At 48.6% G+C, this 26084-nt stretch carries 26 protein-coding genes and 3 pseudogenes; 20 read left to right on the top strand and 9 right to left on the bottom strand.

Annotated features, from left to right (window positions below; all coding sequences use genetic code 11):
• The first annotated feature begins 47 nt into the window (after positions 1-47).
• Genes PUR_RS26240 through PUR_RS25405 form a run of 4 tightly spaced genes read left to right on the top strand, consistent with a single transcriptional unit; the run spans position 48 to position 1412 of the window.
• Positions 48-299, top strand: a complete 252-nt coding sequence (locus PUR_RS26240; RefSeq protein WP_232101648.1) for a DUF421 domain-containing protein — start codon at positions 48-50, stop codon at positions 297-299.
• Positions 296-682 (top strand): DUF421 domain-containing protein, encoded by a 387-nt coding sequence (locus tag PUR_RS26235; RefSeq protein ID WP_232101647.1) that lies wholly within the window; start codon positions 296-298, stop codon positions 680-682. Before PUR_RS26240 ends, PUR_RS26235 begins: the two co-directional genes overlap by 4 nt.
• A gap of 3 nt (positions 683-685) precedes the next feature.
• A complete protein-coding gene (locus PUR_RS26230) occupies positions 686-943 on the top strand; it encodes a VOC family protein (protein WP_232101646.1) in 258 nt (85 codons plus the stop codon).
• Positions 944-1001: 58 nt separating this feature from the next.
• Positions 1002-1412 (top strand): VOC family protein, encoded by a 411-nt coding sequence (locus PUR_RS25405; RefSeq protein ID WP_179037616.1) that lies wholly within the window; start codon positions 1002-1004, stop codon positions 1410-1412.
• A gap of 98 nt (positions 1413-1510) precedes the next feature.
• On the opposite strand, the gene PUR_RS25400 is transcribed toward PUR_RS25405, so the two are convergent.
• Positions 1511-1990, bottom strand: coding sequence for a diacylglycerol/lipid kinase family protein (locus PUR_RS25400; protein ID WP_232101645.1), 480 nt, complete (start codon positions 1988-1990; stop codon positions 1511-1513).
• A gap of 54 nt (positions 1991-2044) precedes the next feature.
• On the opposite strand from PUR_RS25400, the gene PUR_RS25395 reads away from it, so the two are divergent.
• Positions 2045-3154: an NAD(P)/FAD-dependent oxidoreductase gene (locus tag PUR_RS25395; RefSeq protein ID WP_179037615.1), complete on the top strand. Its 1110-nt coding sequence runs from the start codon at positions 2045-2047 to the stop codon at positions 3152-3154.
• 322 nt (positions 3155-3476) lie between these two features.
• On the top strand, positions 3477-5186 hold the full coding sequence (locus tag PUR_RS25390) for an amidase family protein (protein WP_179037614.1): 1710 nt from the start codon (positions 3477-3479) through the stop codon (positions 5184-5186).
• A 119-nt stretch (positions 5187-5305) separates the two neighbouring features.
• On the opposite strand, the pseudogene PUR_RS25385 reads toward PUR_RS25390, so the two are convergent.
• Together PUR_RS25385 and PUR_RS26440 are read right to left on the bottom strand one after the other, a co-directional pair.
• Positions 5306-5772: pseudogene (locus PUR_RS25385) on the bottom strand (NAD(P)H-dependent oxidoreductase).
• Positions 5773-5880: 108 nt separating this feature from the next.
• Positions 5881-5991: pseudogene (locus tag PUR_RS26440) on the bottom strand (MarR family transcriptional regulator); the annotation flags it as partial.
• 294 nt (positions 5992-6285) lie between these two features.
• Between PUR_RS26440 and PUR_RS25375 the strand changes: the two are divergent.
• Both PUR_RS25375 and PUR_RS26225 read left to right on the top strand, forming a co-directional pair.
• Positions 6286-7500: a chromate transporter gene (locus PUR_RS25375; protein ID WP_179037613.1), complete on the top strand. Its 1215-nt coding sequence runs from the start codon at positions 6286-6288 to the stop codon at positions 7498-7500.
• Between the two features lie 104 nt (positions 7501-7604).
• Entirely contained in the window at positions 7605-7937 is a 333-nt protein-coding gene (locus PUR_RS26225; protein ID WP_232101644.1) for a histidine phosphatase family protein, read from the top strand.
• Positions 7938-8332: 395 nt separating this feature from the next.
• Here the strand turns inward: PUR_RS26225 and PUR_RS25365 are convergent, their stop codons facing one another.
• Positions 8333-9478 (bottom strand): Fic family protein, encoded by a 1146-nt coding sequence (locus tag PUR_RS25365; protein ID WP_179037612.1) that lies wholly within the window; start codon positions 9476-9478, stop codon positions 8333-8335.
• Positions 9479-9828: 350 nt separating this feature from the next.
• Positions 9829-10863 (bottom strand): IS630 family transposase, encoded by a 1035-nt coding sequence (locus tag PUR_RS25360; RefSeq protein ID WP_179037611.1) that lies wholly within the window; start codon positions 10861-10863, stop codon positions 9829-9831.
• An 86-nt stretch (positions 10864-10949) separates the two neighbouring features.
• Here PUR_RS25360 and PUR_RS26695 point away from each other — a divergent pair.
• A pseudogene (locus PUR_RS26695) lies at positions 10950-11396 on the top strand (MFS transporter); the annotation flags it as partial.
• A gap of 174 nt (positions 11397-11570) precedes the next feature.
• Positions 11571-12473 carry an aldo/keto reductase gene (locus PUR_RS25350; protein WP_179037610.1) on the top strand — a complete coding sequence of 301 codons (903 nt, stop codon included), beginning with the start codon at positions 11571-11573 and terminating at the stop codon, positions 12471-12473.
• 87 nt (positions 12474-12560) lie between these two features.
• On the opposite strand, the gene PUR_RS25345 is transcribed toward PUR_RS25350, so the two are convergent.
• A complete protein-coding gene (locus PUR_RS25345) occupies positions 12561-13655 on the bottom strand; it encodes a GerAB/ArcD/ProY family transporter (RefSeq protein WP_179037609.1) in 1095 nt (364 codons plus the stop codon).
• 135 nt (positions 13656-13790) lie between these two features.
• Here PUR_RS25345 and PUR_RS25340 point away from each other — a divergent pair, with 135 nt between their 5' ends.
• The 5 genes from PUR_RS25340 (at position 13791) to PUR_RS25320 (ending at position 18805) form a co-directional block, all read left to right on the top strand.
• On the top strand, positions 13791-14921 hold the full coding sequence (locus tag PUR_RS25340) for a GerAB/ArcD/ProY family transporter (protein WP_179037608.1): 1131 nt from the start codon (positions 13791-13793) through the stop codon (positions 14919-14921).
• A 59-nt stretch (positions 14922-14980) separates the two neighbouring features.
• Positions 14981-16516 (top strand): spore germination protein, encoded by a 1536-nt coding sequence (locus PUR_RS25335; protein WP_179037607.1) that lies wholly within the window; start codon positions 14981-14983, stop codon positions 16514-16516.
• Between the two features lie 26 nt (positions 16517-16542).
• A complete protein-coding gene (locus PUR_RS25330; protein WP_179037606.1) occupies positions 16543-17751 on the top strand; it encodes a Ger(x)C family spore germination protein in 1209 nt (402 codons plus the stop codon).
• Positions 17752-17753: 2 nt separating this feature from the next.
• Entirely contained in the window at positions 17754-17978 is a 225-nt protein-coding gene (locus PUR_RS25325) for a hypothetical protein (protein WP_179037605.1), read from the top strand.
• Between the two features lie 251 nt (positions 17979-18229).
• Positions 18230-18805 carry a dihydrofolate reductase family protein gene (locus PUR_RS25320; RefSeq protein ID WP_179037604.1) on the top strand — a complete coding sequence of 192 codons (576 nt, stop codon included), beginning with the start codon at positions 18230-18232 and terminating at the stop codon, positions 18803-18805.
• Between the two features lie 6 nt (positions 18806-18811).
• On the opposite strand, the gene PUR_RS25315 is transcribed toward PUR_RS25320, so the two are convergent.
• The gene (locus PUR_RS25315) at positions 18812-19594 is read right to left on the bottom strand and encodes an SDR family NAD(P)-dependent oxidoreductase (protein ID WP_179037603.1); all 783 of its coding nucleotides are present in this window, start codon (positions 19592-19594) and stop codon (positions 18812-18814) included.
• A gap of 144 nt (positions 19595-19738) precedes the next feature.
• Here PUR_RS25315 and PUR_RS25310 point away from each other — a divergent pair, with 144 nt between their 5' ends.
• The 4 genes from PUR_RS25310 to PUR_RS25295 all read left to right on the top strand — a co-directional run bounded on the left by PUR_RS25310 (position 19739) and on the right by PUR_RS25295 (position 22957).
• Positions 19739-20797, top strand: a complete 1059-nt coding sequence (locus PUR_RS25310) for an AraC family transcriptional regulator (RefSeq protein ID WP_179037602.1) — start codon at positions 19739-19741, stop codon at positions 20795-20797.
• A gap of 51 nt (positions 20798-20848) precedes the next feature.
• A complete protein-coding gene (locus PUR_RS25305) occupies positions 20849-21910 on the top strand; it encodes an LLM class flavin-dependent oxidoreductase (protein ID WP_179037601.1) in 1062 nt (353 codons plus the stop codon).
• Positions 21911-22071: 161 nt separating this feature from the next.
• Positions 22072-22428 carry an ArsR/SmtB family transcription factor gene (locus PUR_RS25300; protein ID WP_179037600.1) on the top strand — a complete coding sequence of 119 codons (357 nt, stop codon included), beginning with the start codon at positions 22072-22074 and terminating at the stop codon, positions 22426-22428.
• A 19-nt stretch (positions 22429-22447) separates the two neighbouring features.
• Complete coding sequence (locus PUR_RS25295; RefSeq protein WP_179037599.1) at positions 22448-22957, top strand: SRPBCC domain-containing protein; 510 nt, start codon at positions 22448-22450, stop codon at positions 22955-22957.
• Between the two features lie 212 nt (positions 22958-23169).
• Here the strand turns inward: PUR_RS25295 and PUR_RS25290 are convergent, their stop codons facing one another.
• Together PUR_RS25290 and PUR_RS25285 are read right to left on the bottom strand one after the other, a co-directional pair.
• Complete coding sequence (locus PUR_RS25290) at positions 23170-24126, bottom strand: NAD-dependent epimerase/dehydratase family protein (RefSeq protein ID WP_179037598.1); 957 nt, start codon at positions 24124-24126, stop codon at positions 23170-23172.
• A 159-nt stretch (positions 24127-24285) separates the two neighbouring features.
• Positions 24286-24807, bottom strand: a complete 522-nt coding sequence (locus PUR_RS25285; RefSeq protein WP_179037597.1) for a TetR/AcrR family transcriptional regulator — start codon at positions 24805-24807, stop codon at positions 24286-24288.
• A 240-nt stretch (positions 24808-25047) separates the two neighbouring features.
• Here PUR_RS25285 and PUR_RS25280 point away from each other — a divergent pair, with 240 nt between their 5' ends.
• The gene (locus tag PUR_RS25280) at positions 25048-26049 is read left to right on the top strand and encodes a DUF1835 domain-containing protein (protein ID WP_232101643.1); all 1002 of its coding nucleotides are present in this window, start codon (positions 25048-25050) and stop codon (positions 26047-26049) included.
• Positions 26050-26084: the final 35 nt, after the last annotated feature.

The following is a 26084-nucleotide window of genomic DNA, read 5'->3' as shown; positions in this document are numbered from 1 at the left end:
TTCCATTCGATATGGGAATAATGGGCGTTTAAGGAGTGAGTATAAAGATGGAAGCGTATATAGGAATTATTATTCGGACCTTTTCAGCGATTCTGCTGCGTGATTTTGTGACTGGCATTACCATTGGAACCATTGCGGCCAACTTGGCGTTCACCCATCTGCTGCTATCGCTCTTTGTCATTACCGTTACATCCATTGTACTATCGATCATCGCCCTGAAGAGCCGTAAAATGAGAAGGCTGATATCCGGTTCTCCCACCATACTGATTGAGGGCGGAAAATTTTGGAAGATAATATGAGAAAACTAAGATATTCTATGGATTCTTTGGATCAAGCCTTGAGGGGAAAAGGGATTTTTAACATTGAGGAAGTGGAGTATGCCGTTCTCGAAGATAACGGGACGGTGTCGGTATTAAAGAAGGACGAGCACCAATATGTAACCAAAAAGGATATGAAACTTCATTCGCACAAGCAAGCTTTTCCGGTGGAATTGATCATGGACGGAATACTCATCGAAGAAAATTTGAAGAATAACGGATTGACCAGGGAATGGCTGGATTCGGAGTTGAAACGCAGGGGAAAGCAGTTAGCGGACGTATTCTACGGGGTAAGGGGAACCCGGCAACAGCTCATCTTTGATTTCTACGAAGATGGCGTCACGAAACCGATTGATAAAGAGTGAAGATTGATTAAAATTTTAATTGAAAAGGGAACATTAGTTTGGTATTATGGTGAAAAATACCTTGTGAAATGGCGGTGTGTAAAGCTGAACCAACAAGCCAAAGGGAAAATCGAAAACAGCTTGACTGTTCTATTAGTGTCTGACCTGGAACAATCAAAGTCATATTATCAAAATGCATTAGGTTGTGAAGTTACGGAATGGTGGGCAGTTAGAGATGATTTCGGTTTAGGCTTTAAATTGATAGTTGTGGCTCAGGTCTGATTAAATAGTCCGATTGCGTTTACGAAAGCGTTTTAATTTGATTAATGGAGGGAAACCTATGAGCGAACATCAGCAGTCCACAGAAGTTTCAAAGGCTAACAGCCCGATCAAGAATAAGGTCGGAAGTATTTTTGTTCCGGTTCGGGATATCGAGAGGTCCCGCAGCTGGTACTGCCGGGTTTTGGGGTTGAATGAAGCAGACTGCGAAATCCTTTCAGGCCACTTATGCCCGCTGCCGATGGAAGGAACCGGGATCATTCTTGATACGATGCCGAAGTGGGGAGGAGACGAACCGGGCGGAGCCCCGTCCATCAAGACCCCTGCCTTTATGTTGTTGACGGATAATCTGCAAGGTTCATTTGACTATATGAAAGAGCTCGACGCGGAGCTTGTTACAGAAATCGAACATGGCCATTGGTTCGTGGTGAAAGACCCGGATGGTAACAAATTGATGATTTGCGGGGAGTGATCCTCTATTCCTCTTTCGGCACAATGACCCGGATATGACGGGGAATAATCCCGAGATCGATCGGCAGAGGAGGCCCCTCTTCGCCGTCAACTTGGGATTCACCTTCCCATACCTAAAGCGCCAAGTCTTGATTTATCCTCTGATGATACGGAAGACACCGATTCAGCGAGTGAGCCAGCGGCAACCACATTAATGAACAACCGGTCGTTCAATCGGCCGATATCTATGGTTTGTACTCTGGAAGAAGTGAGTGTCCGGATCGCCTGTTCCGGGTCCTGCGGAATTTGCAAGGCCCGGGCAAAATCATTGACCGTCCCAAGAGGAACGATGCCAAGCTTCGGGAGATAGTCCTGACCGCTGAGCCCGTTAATTGTTTCGTGAAGCGTGCCATCCCCGCCGATGGAAACGACCAGGTCATAACCTTCCTCGCACGCAGTCATACAAAAAAGGGTGGCATCCCGTTCTTTTGCAGTTTCATTGACCATAACCTCGTATCCTTTATCCCGGAGAATCCCCTCTACGTTTCTAACATGCTCAAGCGCTTCTTGGTGACTTACCTGAGAATACGAAGGGCTCATTTTGCAGATAGTAAGTGTTGAGTTTCTATAAATATTCGATCTGAGGGGACAGCCATGAAAATTGCAATTATGGGTGCGGGACTTTCCGGATTAGCATGTGCGTTGACTCTGGAGAAACACGGGATTCAGCCAAGCATATTCGAAAAACGCAGTATGGCCGGGGACCGATTCGTCAACGGGGAAGTTCTTCTTTCCATCATGACTCGGCCCGTTCATGACAGCATAGCTTCACTTTCGGACCAGTTCGGTATATTTCTTCAACCTACGGCGAATATACGGACAATGAATGTCTACTCCAAAAACAAAGCGGCGGTACTGGAGGGGGAGCTTGGCTATTCAAACGTAAGAGGGAGAAATGACCGTTCGTTTGAAGCACAGTTGGCAAGACAGTTAAAATCGCCCATTCATTTTCATTCGATGAAAACTTATGAGGATTTACTTCAAGACTATACGCATGTCGTTGTGGCCACCGGAGACGCAAGCTACGCCAAACAATCAAGAAATTTTCGGGAGGATCTGACAGTATCGATTAAAGGAGCGACAGTGGAGGGAAACTTCGATCTCTACACGGTCATGACCTGGATGGATTATGATCTGGGCCCCTATGGATACGGATATCTGATACCCTTTTCAGAAAAAGAAGCGAATATCGTCGTAGCGATTCCTGATATACCCAAGAACAAAAATACAAGTACCGATCAGTTATGGGAACCATTTTATACAAAAGTACAATCCTTGCTCGGACAAGACTTACCGATTACCGATCAATTTCAGATCACTCAATATCCGATAGGGATATGCCAAAGCGCAAGATTAGGCAATACCTTTTACGTTGGAAATTGTTTTGGAAGCATGATGCCCTTTATGGGATTCGGACAATATACGTCATTACTTACAGGGGTATACGCCGCCTATGACTTGTGTGGACAGGGCAGTTACGAGGAGTTGACCCAACCTTTGCGTCAAAGCTATGAGAATTCTCTTGTCCTGCGCAGAGCCATGGAACAGCTTAAGAATAATGACCTGGATCGGATCATTCATTTGCTGGGCGGGTATTGGGGAAAAAAACTGTCCCAAACCAAACACATCGACCTGTTAAAAATTGCGGGTTATTTGCTGCGGCCATACTTGAAAATAACTTCCTGTAAACCTCCAAAAAACTAAATATGTAATATATATTTACATAAAACCGTTTAAATGTCATATAAATTGACATTAAAAATTTTAACTATTAAAGTATGAGATGTATTGTGAAAAAATAGGTGATTGGAGGGTTCAAATGAATTATTTTTGTCGTCGTGTGGTACAAGTTTTGCTTGTTGGATGCTTGCTGTTTCAGTTGCCGGGCTTGTCTGTTGCACAATCCAACTCTATGGAAGTTCTGACAAGAACGGAACTGCTAGAATTGCTTAAGCAAACCGCGCCAAATGGATCTGCAACGGGAATTAATGGCGGAAATGAACCTATTTCCAGAGAAGATGCGGCCATGATCATTCAAACACTTGTTCACCTAAGCAATTCACCTACAAATTACTCGGATGTGCCGGCTGACAGTCCGTATGCAGGTGCTATCGGAGCCTTAACCAAAGCTGGGATAATGAATGGTTCGGGAAATGGGAAGTTCGGCTTCGGCAGCAAGCTGACCAAAGCAGATGCAGAGGTGCTGAACCAACGCTTAACCCAGTATCTTCAGCTCTCTTCCGTCACGGCGAATTCGGTTCAGGGATTATCGATTTCTCAAATTCAAAAAGGCATCAAAACAGGCGCATTCACCTGTCAACAACTAATAAGCGCTTATACGACCCGGATTGAAGCCTATGATCAACAAGGGCCTAAGCTTAATGCCATTATTAATATGAATCCACAGGCAATGGCCCAGGCGGCCGCACTTGACATGGAACAGAGTTCGGGTCTGCCGATGCGTGCGGCCCAATGCGTTCCGGTAGTGGTCAAAGATGTCATCAATACGAAGGAAATGCCTACGACTAACGGGTCCGTCCTTTTTAAGGACTGGGTACCGGATAGCAACGCTACCGTCATTGACCGATTGGAGGAGCAAGGAGCGATCATCCTTGCAAAGAGCAATTTGGATGATTTTGCCGCTTCGGTTTACGGCATATCCAGTCTCCAAGGCCCCATGAAGAACCCTTACGATCTTGAGCGTACCGTCGGAGGCTCATCCGGAGGCAGCGCAGTGGCGATTGCCGCGCAATACGCTCCCCTTGCGATCGGCACGGATACGGGAGGGTCGCTCCGCATACCTGCAGCCTTGACCGGGGTTGTCACCATTCGGCCCACTATGGGTTTGGTAAGCCAACATGGCATATTCCCGCGGGCGATTACGCAGGATGCAGCCGGACCGCTCGCCGCGAGCGTTAAAGATGCGGCCATCGGGCTGGACCTCATAGCTGGCTATGACCCTGCTGACCCTATGACTGCCCGCAGCGTTGGAGAGATTCCTGAAGAAGGTTATGCCTCTTTCGCCAAGGGCGGTCGTCTGGACGGAGTCAAGATCGGTCTTGTAACCGGTGGCTTGGCAATATGGGGTGACCAACCCAATGGGCCGGTTGTTGCTCTGCTGCGTCAAGCCGCCAATGATATCCGAGCCTTAGGCGGCCATGTCGTTGAAATCACCGGACCCGGCAAAGATCTGCTCGGCTCGTCATCCGTAATCACTTTCGAATCGGCCCGGGATGTGAACCAGTTCCTTTCGGAACAAGGCAGCAGCGTTCCTGTGAAGTCATTCAAAGAATTATACGATTCGGGTCAATATAGCAAGTACGCCAAAGAATCTTACGACCGTGAGATTAAGGTTGATCCTGCGGCCCTCTCCGATAATATAGGCTATCAGCGTTCACTCGCCATGCGGACGAAGCTGCAGGACTGGACGCTCGATACCATGGCTAAAAACGGATTTGCAGCGATCGCCTATCCTTCGTCGGCTCAGTTGGCTGACCTGATCGGTAAAGAACAGGCCGGCTTGTTCAGCAGATGGAGCGAGAATACAGGCTTCCCGGCGATCAGCGTTCCGATGGGCTATGCCGCTTCCAAGACGGGGACATCCATGCCAGCGAATATCGAATTCCTCGGCCGGGCGTTTGACGAATCCGGAATTATCCACATTGCAAGTGCATATGAACAGTCTACAAAGAAAAGAGTAGCTCCGCCTCTGCCGGCAATCACAACTGCTCCATAGCCATATTATATAAAAAGGCTGATTTTCGGCATGTTCCAATAAGACCTCGTCATCTACTTTAAGTAGTGACGGGGTCTTTGCAATGAATCCCGCTTATATTTTTGATCGAGCCTTCAATTTTAGAATGATGATTTAAGATGATTGACCAGAGCCTCTGCGCTTTCTCGCACCTGTTCATTGTTCAACAACCGGACCCCTTGGGTCGCAAAGGTTGGCAGGAAGCGCATACCCGTCAGGTTCGCCATGGCCTGGAACGGTTTGGTCAGCTCGCTCATGCTGTAATGATTGTACCCTCCCGCCTGATAAGCGGTTCCGCTCCCCCTGTCGAAATCGCCAGACCAAACTCTTTTCCATGCAATTTCATTCCTTGCGATCCGTAAGCCCAGCCGTAAGTGAGGACCACATCCTGCCATTCTTTTAGTAATGAAGGACTGCTGTACCAGTAAAGCGGGAATTGAAAAACAATCCGGTCATGCTCCAGCAATAATTGCTGTTCACGTTCCACGTTAATTTGTTTGTCCGGGTATTCCGCATATAAATCATGGACCGTGACGTCTTCTTCTTGGTGCAGCCGGTCCACCCACATTTTGTTTACAACGGAATTGGCCAAAGAACTTCGAAACTGACCGTACACTTTCTCTCCATCTTCCGTTAAAGAGATGCAGGTTTGTTTGCCGTTTACTTTTCTGGTCACCAGCTTTAAGCTTTCAAGTTTATCAACGAACCTCGTACTAGTGGAAGGAGCGATCGACAGCTTGTGGCATAGCTCTTTTTGTGTGATTTCCGGATGGAATTTAACGATCATGATCATGTAAAAATACGAAGGAGCCAGGTTACCGAAATCAAACGTCCGTTCAGCTAATTTTGTGATGTTGCGAGCAAAACGGCTGGCTGTAAAATATAGACAATGAATTAATATTTGTTCTTCAACATGAGTGCAAGCAACAGTCAACTATTATCGGATGTTTATGCCCTAAGAAGATTTGAACTGAAAACGGTTTGTAAAATTTCTGTAAAAGCTCTGGATTCGTGTGGGCATATAGCATAGCATAGCATAGAATAAAATCAATTTTTGATAGGAAAAGGAGCAGTCCATATCATGGATGCAAATCAGCAAGAAGCGCCGAAATATGCTCAAAAGGGAAGAGTTGCGACTCTTCTGGAAGTGCTGAGTGTTTCTACAAAACTCGGACTCACCTCATTTGGGGGACCTATCGCACATCTTGGTTACTTTCATAATGAGTACATACGCCGCCGAAAATGGATGGATGAACGAAGCTACGCCGACCTCGTAGCCCTGTGCCAGTTTCTCCCCGGTCCCGCCAGCAGCCAGGTTGGAATTGGCATCGGAATATTAAGGGCAGGGCTCCTTGGAGGGGTTGTTGCATGGCTTGGTTTCACACTGCCGTCAGTCATTGCGCTAGTAGCGTTTGCCTTCCTGCTTCAAGGTTACGATATCGCGGGCTCAGGATGGATTCATGGACTGAAGATCGTAGCGGTAGCGATTGTAGCTCAGGCCATTCTCGGAATGGGGCAAAAGCTCACGCCCGACCGGCATAGAGTGACCATCGCCGTTGCTGCTGCTGCGGTTGCATTGTCCTGGCATACAGCTTACAGTCAAGTGCTTATTATTATTGCTGCGGGGGCTGTCGGCTTGTGTCTGTATCGAAAAAACAACGCGGCGGGGGCGGCGGACCTTCAGATTGGGATTAGCCGGACCGTTGCCGTTTGCTGCCTCGCTTTATTTGTTGGCCTGCTTGTGGCGCTCCCGCTTCTCAGAACGCCGGGGGAAACGGGCTGGCTCGCAATGTTTGACAGCTTTTATCGTTCCGGTTCTTTGGTGTTCGGCGGAGGGCATGTCGTGCTCCCTCTTCTGGAACGGGAAGTTGTTCCGACTGGGTGGGTTAGCCAAGCGGATTTCCTGGCGGGTTACGGGGCGGCTCAGGCGGTTCCGGGACCGCTATTTACCTTTGCAGGCTACCTTGGAGCCATGGCCGGGGGGATAACAGGCGCGGTCGTTGCGACGCTCGGCATTTTCTTACCGGCATTTCTGCTTGTTGTCGGCGCGCTCCCATTTTGGAATGGGATAAGAAACAGTCCGAAAATCCAAGGAGTATTGGTAGGGGTCAATGCGGCTGTGGTCGGCATTTTGCTGGCGGCTCTGTACGATCCGCTGTGGACTACCGCTATCTTGGAACCGATGGATTTTGCCCTGGCGGCTATTTTGTTCATTATGCTGGTCTTTTGGAAGCTACCACCCTGGATGGTTGTACTCGCCGGCGCTGCGGGTGGAATGCTGCTGGGACTGATGTAATACCCGATTTAATTCCCTCTCCTTGCATATACTACAGGTTGGAAATCGTATGCGAGCGAGAGGGGTGTGGCAGTTTTGAAAAAAATGCTCCCCAATACGCTCCAGTGAACCCGTCGATCCTGGATTCGCTTCGCCAAGGCGGATATATTCTGTATGTCAGGCATGGCGAAGCAACCGCAGGAGAAGACCGGCCCAATCTTGATCTGAGGGATTGTTCCACGCAGAGAAATCTTTCAGGAGAAGGCCGAAGACAAGCTGCCGCTTTTGGGGAGGCATTTCTCAGGCTGCAAATTCCCGTTCAATCTCCGGTTCTGGCAGGTCCTTTATGTCGTACAAAGGAAACGGCGGAGCTGGCTTTTGGGAAAGAAAATATTCAGACCGATCCCTTCTGGATTAGAATTTATCGATTAAGCGGTGACGTCACCCCTTCCGAGTGAGAAGCGGCATTAGTTGCCTTGACTTCGGTGTTAGAGAAAGCGCCGCCTTCAGGCACGAACCAAGTGATCGTTGCTCACAGTTTCCCTCAAGGAGTGGGGCTGGGCGAGATTCCTAACTTAGGCACCGTTGTGGTGAAACCAAGAGGGCAGGGTCGAGGCTACGAAATTATAGACCGAATTTCTTTAGCCGAGTTGCTGAGTGTACGGTGAGAACTTGGTGTTACTGCCAGCGCGGTGAACCTTATTACATGTAGGAAAAAGCATATTGCGGAAGATTTAATTTAAAGAACCTCCTCGAGAATTTATAGAGGAGGTTCGAAGTTTGCTCTGATTGATGTAGTTAATAGGTAAGTCCTTGTGGTACGAAAAAAATGTTGATTTAGGCACACATTGGCTTAATCCACGATGCAAACGATATATTCTCCTCGGCTATGCCCTGACTTTATAACACCCAAATCTTTAAGCTTTGAAATGTTTTTTGCAATACTTGAGGGTGAGGCCTCAAGGATATCATCAAACAGTTGTCTATGAAATATTTCTCCGTCTTCCATCCTGCTAATCAACTCGAACATAGTTTTAGCATGTCCTTTTCCCAATAGTTCACGAATATGTTTTATTCTATCGTAACGTTGGAGTTCTTTGAGAACTTTGGTAAGAGATGCATTAACACATTCAAGATAAAATACAATGAAAGGTTGTAGGTCACCTTGGGTTGCAGTCATAAGCGTGTCGTAATAATCCTCGATTCTTTTATCAAAGAATTCTTCAACACTAAATGCATCCTTGATTGTAGCGAGGTCGGTATGAATTAAGCCAACCAAAGTTGAGAATGCCCGAGCTGTTCTTCCATTACCGTCAGGAAACGGGTGGATATACCCTATTAAATGATGGGTGACCCCAGAGATGATCAGAGGATGCACTTTCTTTTCGGGATTTACTTTTTCCGTTTCATAGGGATTCATAAATCCGGTAACACTAGTGTATAGCCAGGAAAAGTAGGCTTGCATAAGCCGTGGGACTTCATTAAATGCAGGAGGTTGATAACTAACATGCCCATCACCATCTTGAAGTGCTACCGGTATATTTCTATAACCTTCTGGATAACCGGTTAAGTCGTTCATTAAAGTGTGTTGGATTTTTTTTAATACAGGTTCATCCATGTCCGAAAAATCTTTGCTTGGATCTAAACTGTATATAAATTCATAGGTTTCAAAGACGTTCTTAACTTCTAATTGTGCCTTTTGTTTTATAGTAATTGGGTTTCTCTTGTAATTTTGATAGAGTTGCTCTACCTCTTTGTATTCCAGTTTATTCTGTTCAATTTTAGTTGTGAAATGGGCTGTTCTAACTAAAGAGTTACGCAGGATTGTAGGCTTTAATGGATGGCTTTTTAATCCAAGTCTAGCTAATGCCCCTATATTTCGCTCTGCTTCTAGGATAAGCTGGTATATTTCATAGTCAAAGGGATTGAGATTAGGTTTATAGACTAGACGTCCTTCTGTAGTATCAAAGTGCTCATAGGCAAATAAGTATGTCGTCATTTACACCACCCTTTTACACTTAAAAATCCGATTATATCAATGCTTTTTTCTTATTTAAAGTATAGTCAATTACACTTATTATGTACATCTTTTTTGCTATTAAACTAGCCCGGTTTATTTAAATTGCCCAGACAATTGACTGAGTTCAAGTTGCTTTCAGTTTTTTTCGATTACTAGTGTAAATAACTTGTAATGTAACGGAAAAGATGGAGCGGCTGTTTTGTACTATACGGCGGTTAAAAATCTAGTTAGAAAAAAAGGAGAACGGAAAATCCGTCCTCCATAGTTATGTTATTAATTTTCTCCAGTTGCTAAGATTTTCTTGGCTATATAAGTTGAACTAAAAATCTTTATACCTGAAGAAGTAAGCGGTCAATTACGGCTTGAGGAGTTCGGTTGATGCTTTTTATTAAATCGGCCACATGGGAACGAATGACGTAGAACTTTTGGAAAAACACATTGTTCACGACATCGTGCTTTAGCCATTTCCACAAACCTTCCGTGGGATTGAGTTCCGGGCTGTACTTGGGTAAATAGACCAACTGCAATCGGGCGTGCTCCTTGAGAAAAGGCTGAATTTCATCGGCATGATGAATGTGGGCATTATCCAGTACAACCACGACCTTGCCGGAATACGTCTGTAAAATGTCGGCCAAGAAGCGTTGGAACGCTTTCGCATCCAGTTTTTCTTCTTCCCGGTGAAGGACATGGCCGGTTTCGTAATCGATCGCTGCAAACAGCTTGGCACCCTGATGCTGGCCATACGTCTTGATTTTTCGCTGTTGTCCTCTCGGAAACCAATTGTACTGTAAGGCTAGATAGGCCCAAATAGCCGATTCGTCTTCAAACAGCAGGTGATCCACTTTTCCTTGATCTAACTGGTCTTTGAGCTCAGGTAGCGTGACTTGGCGAAACTGCTCTTGCTCCTCTGGATTGGCCTTTGCCAAAGTATAGGTGGCCTTCGTGTAGCTGAAGCCAAGGCGGTTCAGCATTTTGGAGACGCCTTTGAGCGTGTAGTCTTCGCTATACTCCCGAAGAATCCAGGCACGAATGAGTTTTAACGTCCAGGTATACTTCGCTTCAAAGCCAACATCGACAGGGCGTTTCTCAGCGATGACTTGCTTCAGCCGTTCCTCTTGCTCATTCGAAAGTCGCTTGGAACCACCCGGATATTCACCCAATTCGAGACCTTGCAGTCCGTTCTTACGGTAGTTCTTCCAGTATCCGCTGATGGCCGGAAAGGATCTGCCCAAAATATCGGCAATTTCGGTGAGGGTCCGGCCCTCTAGATGCAGCCTTATCGCCAAATATCTTTCATACATCCGGGTACTTTCCGTTTCCTTCATGGCTTCTGTCAGTTTTCCGATCTCTTGTTCTGTAGTCATTTAAATCTCCGCCTTTTCAGGTTCTTTCTTACCTTTTACCCGATTCTGGCGGTCCTTAATGTTACGAGTTCAATTTATATAGCTTCTTATGGACGATCAATGCCATACTTATTATTTTAGGCCAGCCGCTGCTTTCGCTAATTATTAAGAAAGTGGCTCATACTTATAAAATACAGATTTATTTGGGCGTTACGCTGTTTATTTTTTCTTTCATTGTCCTCATATTTAGTCAGCAGTATATAGGGTTCATGGCTGCTATTGTCCTGCTTACCTTAGGAGAAATGTTTGTGTTTCCCGCCATACCGGCAATGATTAATACGATTTCACCATCTCATGCAAAAGGTTCCTATCAAAGTTTTGTAAATATGTCCTCTACCTTAGGCAGAGCACTCGGACCCATGCTGGGCGGAGTTGTTGTTGAACAACTATCCTACGTTTATCTCTATTTAGAGGCGATTGTTCTAATGGTTATATCCGTGTTGATTTTTCATTATACCGTATCCCGCCGAATCGAATCCTTACAACACTGTTAAGTCAAACCTATGAGTGCCTTATTCCAAAGGCGATTTGGGATAGGCAGTCGGAAATGAAATCCGAAAGTTTTAGAAAGAAACATCCGAAAACATCTAAAGTAATCGCTTTCCTAAAGAGATATAATGAGAACGGATTTAGCTTGTCATATCTTAGGAACAAGGCGGGTGACTGTGTTGAAAATTCAATTAAACGAGCAGCTTTCCATATCCAAACTGGTCATTGGATGCATGAGAATGAATGACTGGAATTTAAGTGTCGAACAAGCGGTGGAATTTATCGAATGGTGCATTGAGCGGGGAATCACAACGTTTGACCATGCCGATATTTACGGCGGCGATCATCGAAACGAAGCGCTGTTCGGGGAAGCTCTGAAGCTGGAACCGTCCCTGAGGGAGAAAATCGAAATCGTAACGAAATGCGCAATCAGTGTGCCGAATGCCCGAAACCCTCATATTAAAACTCGTTTTTTCAACACGGATAAAGAATATATTTTGACACAGGTTAATGACTCTTTGGACAAACTTCAATGCGGCTACATTGATATCCTGCTCATCCATATGTTCGATCTGCTGATTGATCCGCGCGAGCTTAACGAAACGCTGCTTCAGCTTCAAAGCGAGGGCAAGGTCAAGTATTTCGGATTATCCAATCATAGTCCGCTTGAATTTGACACACTGCAAAAATATTCGGACATTAATTTTGTCACTCACCAATTTATGCTGAATCCGCTGGGCATCCAGAATTATCAAAACGGCACCATGACCCACTGCCTGAAAGAAGGGATATCTCCGATGATTTGGTCGCCTCTGGCGGGCGGCAGAATTTTTAAACCGACTAGTGCAGTTGAGGAGAACATGCATAACGTCCTCGAAGCGATTCGGCAGGAGCAGGGGCTGGAGCATCTCGACGAAGTCATCTACAAATGGATCTTCAAGCACTCGTCCAATCCCGTCATTGTCCTTGGCACCGGAAACAAAGAGCGGATTGAGCGGGCTATAAAGTCGGCCGAAGGCCCCGAGCTGACCAAAGAGCAATGGTATAAAATCCTTGTCGAAGCAGGGTATACATTGTGGTAAATCACAGGTGAATCAGAAAAAGCTATAGAAGGGCTGCCCCGCGGTAGAGCACTCTACATGCGGAGCGGCTCTTTTTGCGCCCGTTATTCATGCACCCACCATTTTACGAATAGCGGCAATGATCCATAACAGAATAGGGATTACGATATAGAGCGGGAAAAAAATATAGGGTATCGATATTTTCCAGCCGATATAGATATGTTGGGTGTAATTGGACGCAATGATAAAGGACATTGCCAGAATAATCGTTCCCCATGGAATAAGGAGTGGATGGTAGGATTCCAATTTGAACAGCTGCGCGGTTCCGAGTACGGTACCGTACATGAATGCCCCCAGCTTGAAGAACCCGCCCAGCACCATCATCAGGATTGCGAGCGCATCCAGGTTCATAATAAAATCCCCCAGATCAACCATGCCTATTGCAGTATACAGCGGAAATTCCGTTTCTTTCAGAACGAGTGAGCCAAATGTGGAAATTAGACCCAGCATATTTAATGACAAAATGATGCCGGACGCGAGAATCCCGACCATCCCGACTTTTCGGAAGCGACTGTGGGGATTCAGGTTTTTGGCAAACATCATGAACAGGAGCGTTTGGCCGAACGGAAACACAAGAAGGAAGGGGAAGACCGCTTTCAAGATCGGCTGTCCGCCCTTTTCAAAGACGGGCTCCATATACTCAAAATGGTGAATTTGAGAAGTGAGGATGAGAATCCATCCGGTGACCAGGGCGATAAAAGCAACCGGAAACAAGATCTCCCCCAAACGTCCGAACACTTCAACCCCGCCACGCAGACAATAGATGATGCCGAGCATGAATCCGGCCATAACGACTAGGATCGGCGTTTCTATCAAAATCGTCTGCGCAATGAGCTCCCCGAAGTCCCGAAGCACCCGTGAAGACTCATAAGCAAAATTCAAGATATAAACAAGCGACAGCGGATAGCCGATCCATTTTCCGACGATCTCGGGAATGATTTGCACAAGCGTCCGGTTCGGATAATATTCGCAGAGCTTGGAGTAAACCCGCATTAACGCAAGTCCCCCGAGCATCGCGGCCAAGATCGCCAGCCACTCATCTTGCTTGGCCTCCATACCCAATCCAAAGAGTACTGTAGTCCCGATTTCAAACAGAATAATCATGGAAAATAGCTGCCACCCGCTGATTTTTTCCTGTGCCATGTCCTGTCCTTTCCCGTGAAAAATAATAAACCCAGTATTTGCAATTCAGATGAAAATAAACATAATCGGAAGCGGTTATTTTAACGGCAAATTGGAAAACTATGCGAAGTATGCTTGGAAAATGGAGGGACCATCATGCTGGATCGTGGAAAGATTAGTGCCAGGCAGGCCGGTTTTTTAATGTTAACCTTCCTACTGGGGGGTGCCACCGTGATCATTCCGTCCAGTGCCGCTTCCTTTGCTAAACAGGACGGTTGGCTTACCATTATTATCGCCACTTTGACTGGAGTAGCGGTTGTTCTTCTATTTACCAGCTTGGGGCTTCTATTTCCGAAGCGAAGCATCATCCAGTACAGCGAAATCATATTGGGTAAATGGATTGGAAAAATAGTCGGCTTTTTGTATGTATTGTACCCTTTATATTTGGGGTCGCTCGTTACCGGGATTTTTCGCGATTATGTGACGATAACCGCACTGCCGAGTGCACCGCCTATTATCGTAAGCGGATCGCTGCTGGCCGTTATCGCTTATGCCATTCGGGGAGGGATTGAAACCCTTGGGCGAGTCAATGAACTTGTTTTGCCTTTTCGCGAACTGTTCGTCCTGCCCATCATCATTCTGTTAATAACGGAATTCAAATGGGATAATTTGACTCCGTTTATGGGTGAAGGAATCGTTCCCGTTATGAAAGGCTCAATCTCGGCGGCTTCAAATCCATTTGGCGAGACCATTCTATTTGCGATGCTGCTGCCCAATATCCGCAATATTCAGAAGGTGAAGAAGTCCTATATCCTTGCTATTTTATTTGGCGGCATAATCCTTACGATAAGTGTTCTGGTATCTATTCTCGTGCTAGGTCCATCGGTCACTGCCAGAATGAATTATCCGACTCACGAAACTATAAAGTACATCGAAAAGGCGGGTTTCGTAACCAATTTGGATACTCTCGGCATGCTGCTTTGGATAACGTCGGGCTTTACGAAGATAGGGGTCTGCTATTATTGCGCTGTAATCGGGTTGGCTCAGTGGTGCAGGCTTTCCGACTACCGGTCCGTTGTTATACCCGTAGGTGTTTTGATCTTTATTTTCTCTATCGTCGCCTATGGAAATCTTGTTGAGGATACCGTGTTTGCTTTTACGATTTGGCCGTTCTTTTCCCTCCCTTTCGTTATTTTGCTTCCTCTGCTCATGTTGATTGTTGCCAAAATCCGGCGGTTGGACGAAAGGAAACGGGAGGGAGAAGGGAGCGGAAATAAGAGAGGTTAGTGCTTCCGGCACTTTATATGTAGGGAAGGGTCGACTTTGTGGGAAAGGGTGAACGAGATATGGGGCAAGGGATGACGCCAAATCACGAGCTCGTCAGCGGGAATATTGCACAGGACTTGGCCCGCATCAAGAAGATTTTTGACCGATCCTCCGACATCATCTTCCGGGAATTTCAAATAGGCGACTCCCAAAACGCGGCCCTAGTTTTCCTAGACGGAATGGTGAATACCCTCACTCTGGAATCCGATATCATGGAGCCCTTGCTGAGGTATGGCGAACAAATGACGCAGAAATCGGGACTAACGCTGACCGGCCTTGAGAACCTGCTCCGGAAACAGGTGATCAGCGCTTCGCAAGTAAGCACCGGCGGGCGGATTCAGGATGCCATAGACCATATTCTGCGTGGAGATACGGCGCTGCTCCTTGACGGTGTGTACAAGGCCCTGTTCATCAGCGCGAGGGGCTGGGAAATGCGGGCGGTTGAAGAGCCGGCTACTGAGGCCGTCATTCGGGGGCCAAGAGAAGGATTTACGGAAAATTTGCTCACCAACATTAATCTCATTCGCCGCAGATTGAGAACGCCGCAGTTGAAATTTGAAAGCATCCAGCTGGGGAGATTGTCGAAGACGGATGTCGCCATTACCTATCTGGAAGGGATCGCGGACGAAGCACTCATCGAAGAAGTCCGGGAGAGATTGAACCGGATCGACATCGACGCCATTCTCGAGAGCGGTTATGTGGAGGAGCTGATAGAGGACAACCATTTTTCCATATTTCCCCAGATAAACTACACGGAGCGTCCCGACCGGATCGTGGCCAACTTGTTGGAAGGCAAAGTTGGGGTGCTGATTGACAACACTCCCTTTGCCCTGTTTCTTCCGGTTACTTTCTTTGAAATGATGCAGGCCAGTGAAGATTATTACCAAAGATTTGTCGTCTCGACTCTGATCCGGCTGCTTCGTTATCTGTTTCTGATGATTGCTCTGCTGCTGCCATCACTGTACATCGCTCTGCTGACGTTTCATCAGGAGATGCTGCCAACATCCCTGCTGCTCAGCGCCGCTGCTTCCCGTGAAACGGTTCCTTTCCCGGCTATTGTCGAAGCGCTGCTGATGGAAATTTCATTCGAGGCGCTGCGGGAAGCAGGGGTGCGTCTGCCCCGGCCGGTCGGACAAGCGGTCAGCATTGTCGGGGCGCTCGTGATCGGCGAGGCTTCCGTAAGCGCAGGGATCGTGTCCGCGCCCATGGTCATTATCGTCTCTATCACAGGGATTGCTTCCTTCATCGTTCCGAGCTACTCCCAGGCTATTACCATCCGGCTGCTTCGGTTTCCGATGATGATTCTGGCCGGGACACTCGGACTGTATGGCGTACTGCTCGGCGTGCTGTTCATTCTGATCCATATGGCGCGCCTGCGTTCGTTCGGTGTTCCTTATTTGTCTCCGCTGGCTCCCATGCATGCCAGTGATATGAAGGATGTTTTTCTGCGTGTGCCTTGGTGGGGAATGACCAAGCGTTCGACCGAGACCGGCAAGAACAATCCCCGGCGTATGAAAGGAACACTACGGCCGCGTTCCCCGAAGCGCGGCGAGTAGCCCTGCTTATGAAAGGAGGACGCCTGATGAGAAAGCTAGGGATTATGCTGCTGATCCTCGCAATGCTGCCGACAAGCGGCTGCTGGGGCCGAGTTGAATTGAACGATCTGTCGATTGTGACCGCCTCCGCCATTGACAAGATGGAGGACGGGAAATACCTGCTCACGCTGCAGATTGCCGTTCCGACGATGCTCGGACCGGCCAGCGGTTCGGGAAGCGGCGGTTCAGGGAGCGGCGATGGAAATAAAGCAACCGTGGTCGTGTCGGAGAAAGGAGTGACCATGCTGGACGCTTGCCGCAGGCTGCAGAAGAAGCTTCCCCGCCAATTGTTCTTCTCCCATAGCCGGATTATTATCATCGGGGAGCAGCTGGCGCGGGAGGGGGTTGCGCCCGTGCTTGATTTTTTTGTGCGGTACCGGGAATCCCGGCTGCGCAGTTACATTCTATTCAGCGAAGGGAAAGCGGCGGAAATTTTAAAGTTCAACGCCAAATGGGAGAAGATTTCCGCCGAGGAAATCAGGGAAGAGGAGAAGCGTCATGTCGCAATCAGAATCTACTTAAAAGACTTTTTTCAGATGCTCCTTACGGACGGAATCGAGCCGATCGCTGCCCAGGTGGCTTTAAGACAAACCGAGATTGACAACGAAGAAGGATCTTCCGGAGGGGACATGAACACGGTTATATCCGGTTCAGCCGTATTCCGCAAAGATAAATTGGTCGGCTGGCTGGACGATGCGGAGACGCGCGGGGCGCTGTGGCTGCGCAATGAGCTGAAGACCAGTGTTGTCACAGTGGAGATTTCAAAGGATAAGGGCGGGGGCAATATCAGCGCCATGGCTGTCCGGAAAGCGACGAAGATCAAACCGATTCTCCGGGACCGCAAGCTCCGAATCCAAGGGGACATCTATATGGAAAACACCGTCTATGAAAATAACTCCTCATTGGATATGAGCGACCCCAAGATCATTCAATATGTCGAACAAGAATTGGAGCTGGAAACGAAGAGAAGAATACAATCCACGATCGAGAAGGCACAAAAAACATTTAATTCGGACATCTTCGGGTTCGGCAACGCTGTATACCGGGCATACCCGAAAGCGTGGAATCGGCAGTTTAAAGAAAGCTGGGATGACGTTTTCCCCGAACTGGAAGTGGACATTAAGCCTCATGCGAAGGTGGTCCGCACCGGTCTGACGAACAAGTCGATGATTACCGTGGAAGAGGGAGAGGAATAAGCATGAAGATCATGGCGATTATCCTCCTGTTTGTTGTGCTGGCCGGCTGGGATATTCCCCAATTAATCAAAAAGAAACAGCGCAAAGATCTGATTGTGTATGTCGTGCTTATTCTGGCCGGCTTGACGTTAAGCATTTTAGCTTTGCTTCATGTCCATCTACCCAATCCGACAAAAGGGGTGGAAGCGGTTCTGAAACCGCTCGGTTCGTTATTGAAGACCGATTGACTTGGCGGACATCTGATTTGCGCCATTCCTTAGGAGGTTGAAAGTCCCCGGCAAGCAGTCTTGGCGGGGACTTATCGTATGCGGTGGCGGCTATACGCATCTCTGCTTCTGCTGCGGCGAAAATCCCTCTTGAACGCCAGGACAGAATCTGCTAAAGATTGGGATATAGTCTATTCGGACAGGACGTTTTCGGCTGCATTTTGATCTAATCTATGAAAGAGGGTTGATCTAATCTATGAAAGAGGTGCCCTATGAGAAAAGTTGTTGTGTTCAACAATCTCTCTATCGATGGTTATTATGCGGGTCTGGGCGGAGAGATCGACTGGTTTATCCATGATCCCGAGGTCGACAAAGCTGCGCATGAGATGATGAATCCCGACACCGTATTATTCGGCAGGGTGACCTACCAGATGTTCGAAAGCTACTGGCCGCATGTGGCAAACAATCCGAATGCTCCCGAAGGCGCCCGGATGATGGCCCAAGAATTAAACCAGATGACCAAAGTGGTGTTCTCTACAACTTTGCAGGAAGTGAACTGGGAGAATTCCAGGCTGCTCAGCGGCAATCTTGCAGAGGAAGTAAGAAGGTTAAAAGAAGGCGAAGGCCCCGATATCACGATATTTGGCAGCGGAACGATTGTGCAGCAGCTTGCAAATGAAGGATTGATCGATGAGTACCTGCTAGTGCTGACACCGGTAGTTATCGGAAACGGCAAACCGCTGTTTCAAGATGCCACGCAAATGAAGCTGGAACTGCTGGAAACGAGAAGCTTTAGCTCGGGGATCGTTCTGCTTCATTATAGAACGGGTAAACAGAAATCGTCATAATTTCGTTTAACGAGCGGGACGCATTAAATAATGGCTTAACCGCAGCAAAAGCCCCCGTGGAGTAAACGGGATGGAGCCTACCATCAACCGGTTGAGCAAGCCGGGAACCGCTACTCTTTTATTGTTCATCAAGGCTTTATACCCGATCGAGGCCACCTTCTCCGGTTCCATTACGGCAAAATTGAATAACCTGGAGTCAAGCAGATTGGCCTTTTCGGCAAATTCGCTTCTTGTGGCGCCGGGGCAGAGGGTCGTTACGGTAATCCCCGTTCCCTCCAAATCTTTCGAAATACCTTCGGAGAAGCTAAGCACGTAAGCCTTGGTTGCGCAGTATACGGCATTCAGGGGCGATGGCGCGAACGATCCGGTTGAACCGACATTCAGTATTTTACCTTTGCGTCCTTTACGGACCATGTCGTCGGTGGCCAATTTGGTCAGCTCGGTCAGCGCCATGATATTGATCTGGATCAGCCGAAGGGTTGCTTCAAGGTCTGCATGCTGAAATTCGCCATAGACCTGGGTTCCGGCGTTGTTAACGAGGATATCGATATCAATCTTCCGGCTTCGCAGCTGTTCGAATATGTCCCGCGGAGCATCCGGAAGGGACAGATCGCTGGGAATCACGGTTACCAGGCTTCCATACTCGCGGCTTAATTGTTCCGCAAGCTCGTTCAGGCGATCCGCTCTCCTGGCTACAAGGACGATATCATAATGGCGACTGGCGAACAAGGTAGCAAAGGCCAGGCCGATTCCGCTGGAAGCTCCTGTTATTAGAACGGTCGGTTTCATCAACATTCCTCCTGTTTCGTACTGATTATTAGTGTAAGAAATATGAGACTGAAATCCAATGCTCCTTGACGAAAAAAGAATGACTTGACGCGCAACAAACGGGGGAGACGTTTATGTGAACACAATCGGATAGGAGATGTGGGGATGGGCGGACAATTTACGATGTCAGTATCCAAAATATCTGCTTTAATGCAAGGTCTGGAGTTCTTTGGATTAACGAGTGAGGAATTGTTCCAGACCGAGGCAATTGACCTGAGCTCTGTATCTTCTCCGGATCACCGGTTAACAGCCGGTCAAGTAAACACGATTATGGAGGGTCTGGGAAGAATCACGGGCATTGAAGAGATCGGTCTGCTTCTGGGCGAAAGACTTAGCCGGGGATTCTCGAGCATCGTCGGTTATATCCTGATGAATTGCGCCAATCTGGGGACGGCCGCGGTTAAATATTGCGAGTACGAGACGGTAGTTGATGGAACCGGCAGAATGAAGCTGCATGAGGAAGGGGAGCAAGTGGAGCTCCGTTCCACGGTGCTTGATGCGGCTCTGAGGAATAACCGGATTTATATTGATCTTAAGCTGGCTGGAACCTATACCTACATCAATATGCTTACCGGCAGGCGGATTCCGCTATGCGAGGTCCGTTTTACATGCGATATGCCGCGAAGCGCAGCCGAATATGAGCGTGTTTTTCAATGTCCGGTACGGTTTCAATCCGACAATGATGCGCTTGTGTTGAGACGGGAAGATCTGAGCATACCGCTAATAGGGCCGAATCCCGCTCTGCTGGAGCCCTTCGAGAAGATTGCAAGAGATGCGAGAAGTGGATTAAGATTGCAGGATCATTCTCCTTATACCGCTCAAGTGCTCCGTCTCCTTCTGGACCATATGCGGGGAGGTTCTCCTTCCATCGAGGCAATCGCGGAACAGCTCGCGGTCAGCGTACGAAGCTTGCAGAATTATTTGCGGAAGGAAGGGACCTCCTACCTGGAGTTATTGCGAGCGGCTCGCCAAAGAATGGCTGAGGATTACCTGCACGGAACCGGTATATCCATAGATGAAATTGCCTACTTGCTCGGTTTTTCCGAGGCCAGCGCCTTTTATCGGGCATTCCGGAATTGGACCGGTGTTACACCGACGGAGTTCCGTAGGCGGAGGAGAAGCACAGAGATCCTTGCTGAACAAGCGCTTGATATCACTTTCTGAAACGTTCAAAATAAAGATACTCAATTTTGATACAAGATGGGGGCGCTGCCAATGGAGATAGGCATCAGCACATTTGTGGAGACATCGCCGGATGTGCATACCGGAGAAGTGATGAGTCACGCGCAGCGGCTGCGCGAGGTGGTGGAGGAGATTGTGCTGGCCGACCGGGTGGGGCTGGATGTGTACGGCGTGGGCGAGCATCACCGCAAGGATTATGCGGCATCCTCGCCTGCGGTTGTGCTGGCCGCGGCGGCGGCGCAGACGAAGCAAATCCGATTGACCAGCGCGGTTACGGTGCTGTCGTCCGATGATCCGGTGAGGGTGTTTCAGGATTTTGCTACGCTGGACGGCATTTCAGGCGGGCGCGCGGAGATCATGGCGGGCCGGGGTTCTTTTATCGAATCGTTTCCGCTGTTTGGATATGACCTGGACGACTATGATGAGCTGTTCGATGAAAAGCTGGAGCTCTTACTCAAGATCCGGGAGTCGGAACATGTCACATGGGAAGGCGGGCATCGCCCGGCCATTCCGGATTTGGGCGTGTATCCGCGTCCGGTACAGAATCCTTTGCCGGTGTGGATTGGCAGCGGGGGCAATCAGGAATCCGTAATCCGCGCCGGCCTGCTCGGCCTGCCGCTGGTGCTGGCGATTATCGGTGGCCGTCCGCTGCAGTTCGCGCCGCTTGTGAAGCTTTATAAAAGAGCGGCGGCGAAGGCGGGACATGACGTCTCGCATCTGCCTGTGGCATCGCACTCGCATGGCTTTATTGCGGAGGACACCGAAACGGCGGCCGATAAGTTTTTTCCGTCAACCCAGGCAAGCATGAATGTCATTGGAAGGGAGCGGGGCTGGGGACATTATGACCGTTCCACCTTCGATGCCGCCCGTAGCTTTGAAGGAGCGCTGTATGTCGGCGACCCCGAAACGGTGGCGAACAAAATTATCCACCTGCGCAAAAACGTAGGCATCACCCGCTTTTTCCTGCATACCCCGCTTGGCACGATGCCGCATGAGGACGTGATGCGCGCCATTGAGCTGCTGGGGACGGAGGTCGCGCCGCGGGTGCGGGAGGAAATCTCCCGATGGGAAGCGGCGGGCGAACCGATTGAATAGAGCGGGCGCTGCCCGAGAAAGATATATCAAATTTTAAAATATTCCTTTACAGGAATATTCAATATGGGGTATGCTTTGTGTATCAAGCAGCCGATACTTAATAAATGAAATGAGGTGGCCTGAAATGACCCGTACTGGAAGCATAGGCCGCGCCGTATCCCATGAATATTACGACATTCAGCGCATTAGCCGAACCTAACCGGTTAGGCATGGTTGAGCTTTTGCGCGGCGGTCCCCTGACTGTAGGGGAAATCGCCGATCATTTGGGGCTCCGCCAGCCCCAGGCCTCGAAGCATCTGCGGGTTCTGCTGGAGGCCGGATTGGTGGAAGTAGAGGCCGTGGCCAATCGCCGGAACTACAGGCTCCGTGCCGAGCCGTTTCGGGCGCTGGATTCCTGGCTTGATGCTTACCGCAGGATCTGGAATGAACGTTTCGACAATCTGGACATGTATCTGCAGAAGCTCCAAGCCGAAGAGAACAAGCTGCAAGCTGGGGAAAGTCAACCAAAGGAAACCTAATCTTAAGGAGGAGTTTTCAATGACGAACAAAATGGTTACCCGGGTAGAAGGTCAGAAACTTGTTCTGGAGCGTGTGTTCGATGCACCGCGCGAGCTGGTATTCAAGGCGTTTTCGGAAGCCGAGCATTTGAAGCATTGGTGGGGACCCCGGGGCTGGACACTGCCGGTTTGCAACATCGATTTTCGTCCGGGAGGCGTATGGCATTACTGTATGAAATGTGTCGATGAGAAGCAGGGTGATTTCTACGGAATGGAATCTTGGGGCAAAGCGGTGTACCAGGAAATCTCGGAGCCCGAAACCATCGTCTATACCGATTACTTCTCGGATGCGGAAGGCAATGTAACGGAAGGGATGCCCTCCTCTCACATTACGATGACTTTTGTAGAGCATGAGGGAAAGACGAAGGTCATCAGCCGCGGACGCTTTGAATCCGCCGAAGCGCTCAAGACCGTCATGGATATGGGAATGGAGCAGGGCATCACCGAAACGTGGGACCGTCTGGAAGAATACCTGCCGTCAATCAAATAACCGCAAAGAGAAGGCCATCCTGCTTAAGGGATGGTCTTTTTTAAAATATAAGACTGTATAAGCTGTGCGCTTATCATTTGGTCTTATAATTCTACGAGAAACGGTACCGTCCCTAAAAGGACGGCGAAGCCGTTTCTTCTTGTGGGAGCTTAAGTTTTAGATGGCGGTCCCTTCTGTTGAGTGATCAATCAATTACTACTTCGGCAAAAGAATTACTTCCGCTGCTGTAACGTGCGGATGGTAAAGGATATCCCCTCTTCAAACGGTGTAGCCGGAACCGGTCCGATCAATCGTTCGTATTTCTCCCCGCTTAAGGTGAGGGGTTCATCGGTTAAATACAGCATTTCGACAACCTCCTTCATGACCGGTACTGCCATGCCCAGCAGAGACAAACCCGTTTTTTTGAGTGGAATGACCGGTTTGGTGCTGCCGCTCGCGGCTTGGGCGATTCGTACGATTTCTTTGCCTGCAATAAGTCCGGAGCCCGGGATATGCCAATTCTGTCCGTAAGCAAAGTCCCTGCCGGCTAGTTCGGCAATCATGGCAGCTGCATCAGGCAAATAGACGTATTCACGCGGAACATGCATATTGCCGATGAAAAAAGCCATTTTTCCATCTGCGATCGCTTGGAGGGTTGAGCCCAGATACGAGGCTTCATTAGCCGTAGGGCCGTAATAATCCGGCAAGCGGACAATCATCACCTTGGCACAATCCCACCGAGGGCTGAACAGCATTTGCTCATATGCAAGCCTGATCTTCCCCTTTTTCGTATGAGGCTGTTTCGGATGATCTTCGGTCACAGGGTCCATCTGCTTTCTTCCGTATGGATAGATCCCATCTATCGCGACCACCTTAATGCCAATCCGATTGGCTGCCTCCATGACCGATTCCCCTAGCGGAATCAGCTTATCCACCATCTCATGGTACGGGACATTCGCGCAATGGAACAAGACGTCTGCCCCGTCCGCTTGCGATACAATGTCATCCGGCTGGAAGGCATCTCCTATGGCAAGTGACAAATTCACCGGGTTGCCGAGACTGGAAGCGAACTGCTCCAGCTTCTGACGCGAACGTCCAAAGGCGATAGTGCGAATCCCCCGCTTAACAAGCTCTTCCGTAATGGCGGCGCCGCTTCCGCCTGTTGCTCCAATGACAATTGCTTTTATCAAATTTCATCAGCCTCTTTTCAATAATATAGTAATTGATCAATCACTAACTTAACTTGATCGTAGCATTAGGTTAGTGATCAGTCAATAACTAAATGAGAAAAAACGTATGAGAAAAAACGCATAGGGAATTCCCACAAATAGGAGAAGGATTTCGCCTTCTCACGTTTCCATTAATTCAGGCAGGTTGATGGCTACGGAAATATTACATAACATTCCCCTTGCCAGGAACAACATCGTCCGTTCTTCGGGATCTGCGATATCAGCCTGACGGAAAGCGTCCAGCACGATTTGGCGGACTTCCCTGAAGCCACCCCGCATGGCTTCCCGGATCGAATGTTCTTGAATGGTCTGAGCCTGCATTTGAAGCAGCACCTCATTCCGATGTTCTCCCAGAATTTGTTCGTATGCGATGATCAGGTCGGTTTCGAGCTGCTGGGGAGATGCGGATTGCACGACTTGATGGAAGGACTCGATGATTCTGGCCCAAGAAACCTCCAAAGCCGTTAACAGTAACACTTCTTTAGTATGGAAAAAGCGAAAAATGTAAGGCTGCGATATTTTCGCCCGTTCAGCGACCTGAGCCGTAGTTGCTCTGTAGTAGCCGATTTCCGCAAACACTTCGATTGCAGCCGATATAATGTCCGATCTGCGGTTAACGGATGTCGTCGTGTCTTTAGCCATGAGATTTCCGCCTTTCGATTAGGGTAAGTATTTAGTGATTAATCAATTCCTGCTCAGTATAAATGAAAAGAAAGGGCTATGCAATGAAGCCAGCCGTGAACCGGCTCGCTTTACGCCGAGTTGAACGAATGGCGCTTTCATTTTCAGCACACTTTCAATATACTTACTTGCAATTACAGATTTCGATTCAGCTGTTCGGGTGTTGATATATTTCGAATATTTGGGAGGAGGCATTTTCAAATGATGCTGCACATTACCAACGGCGATTCGGTCGCGAACAAGCTCAGGCAGGGCGTCGTGCAAGGCGAGATTATGGCCTGGAGGGAAATCTATACGGTAGGGCCCGTGTTCCGCAATATGGCTGAGAGGGGTAACCGGGAGACGCGGGCGCGGTATCTGGAACGGAGGCTCGGCATTCCGCAGGCAGATTATTTGAAGATTGAAGAGCAGGAGCAAATCCTGCGTGACTTGAAAAAATACAACGAAATCGTCTTATGGTTCGAATACGATCTGTTCGACCAGACGATGCTGTGTTATTTGCTTCACTGCCTTGCTAAGCTGGCGCTTGGAGATACGAAGGTGAGCTTGCTGTGTATCGGAGATTACCCGGGGGTTGAACCTTTTTACGGGCTGGGGCAGTTAACGGCCGAGCAGCTAATGGCATTATCCGGTACCTGGCAGTCTGTCGGAGCGCGGGAGCTGGAGTTAGCAAGCCGAATGTGGAAGGCCTATACATCACCCCTGCCCGAGCAGCATATCCGGTTCCTGCAGGAGGATACCTCTGCGCTGCCTTTTGTGAAAAAGGCGTTTGAGGCCCATTTATCCCGTATCCCCTCTGTGCATAACGGACTTGGGATCATTGAGCAGACAACGCTGGAGACCGTCCGGGACGGGGAATATGGGCCGCACGCTTTATTCGGGCAGGTGGGTGACAAGCTGCATATGCTGGGCATGGGCGATCTGGAATTTTGGCAGCACCTGAAGAACATGTCGAAGGAGCCTTACCCGCTGCTGCTTATTCAGGGTTTGGAAGCTTTTCCCGACTTTAGCAGCGCGGTACCGGCTTTTGCCCATTGCAGAATTACTCTAACCGCGCTGGGCCGGAAGGTTCTGGCCGGAGAAGAGGACTATCTTTCACTAAAAGGCATAGACGAGTGGTATGGCGGGCTGCACCTGGAGGGCCGGTCCATTCCGTGGCGCTGGGATACGTGCAGAAATGAGTTGTCCAGAGTCATTTTTTGATATTTTCAGGAAAAATCCACCCCTCAGAGGCGAAC

It is taken from the genome of Paenibacillus sp. URB8-2, assembly GCF_013393385.1.
Lineage (GTDB): Bacteria > Bacillota > Bacilli > Paenibacillales > Paenibacillaceae > Paenibacillus_AQ.
This window is presented reverse-complemented; position numbering and strand designations above follow the sequence as displayed.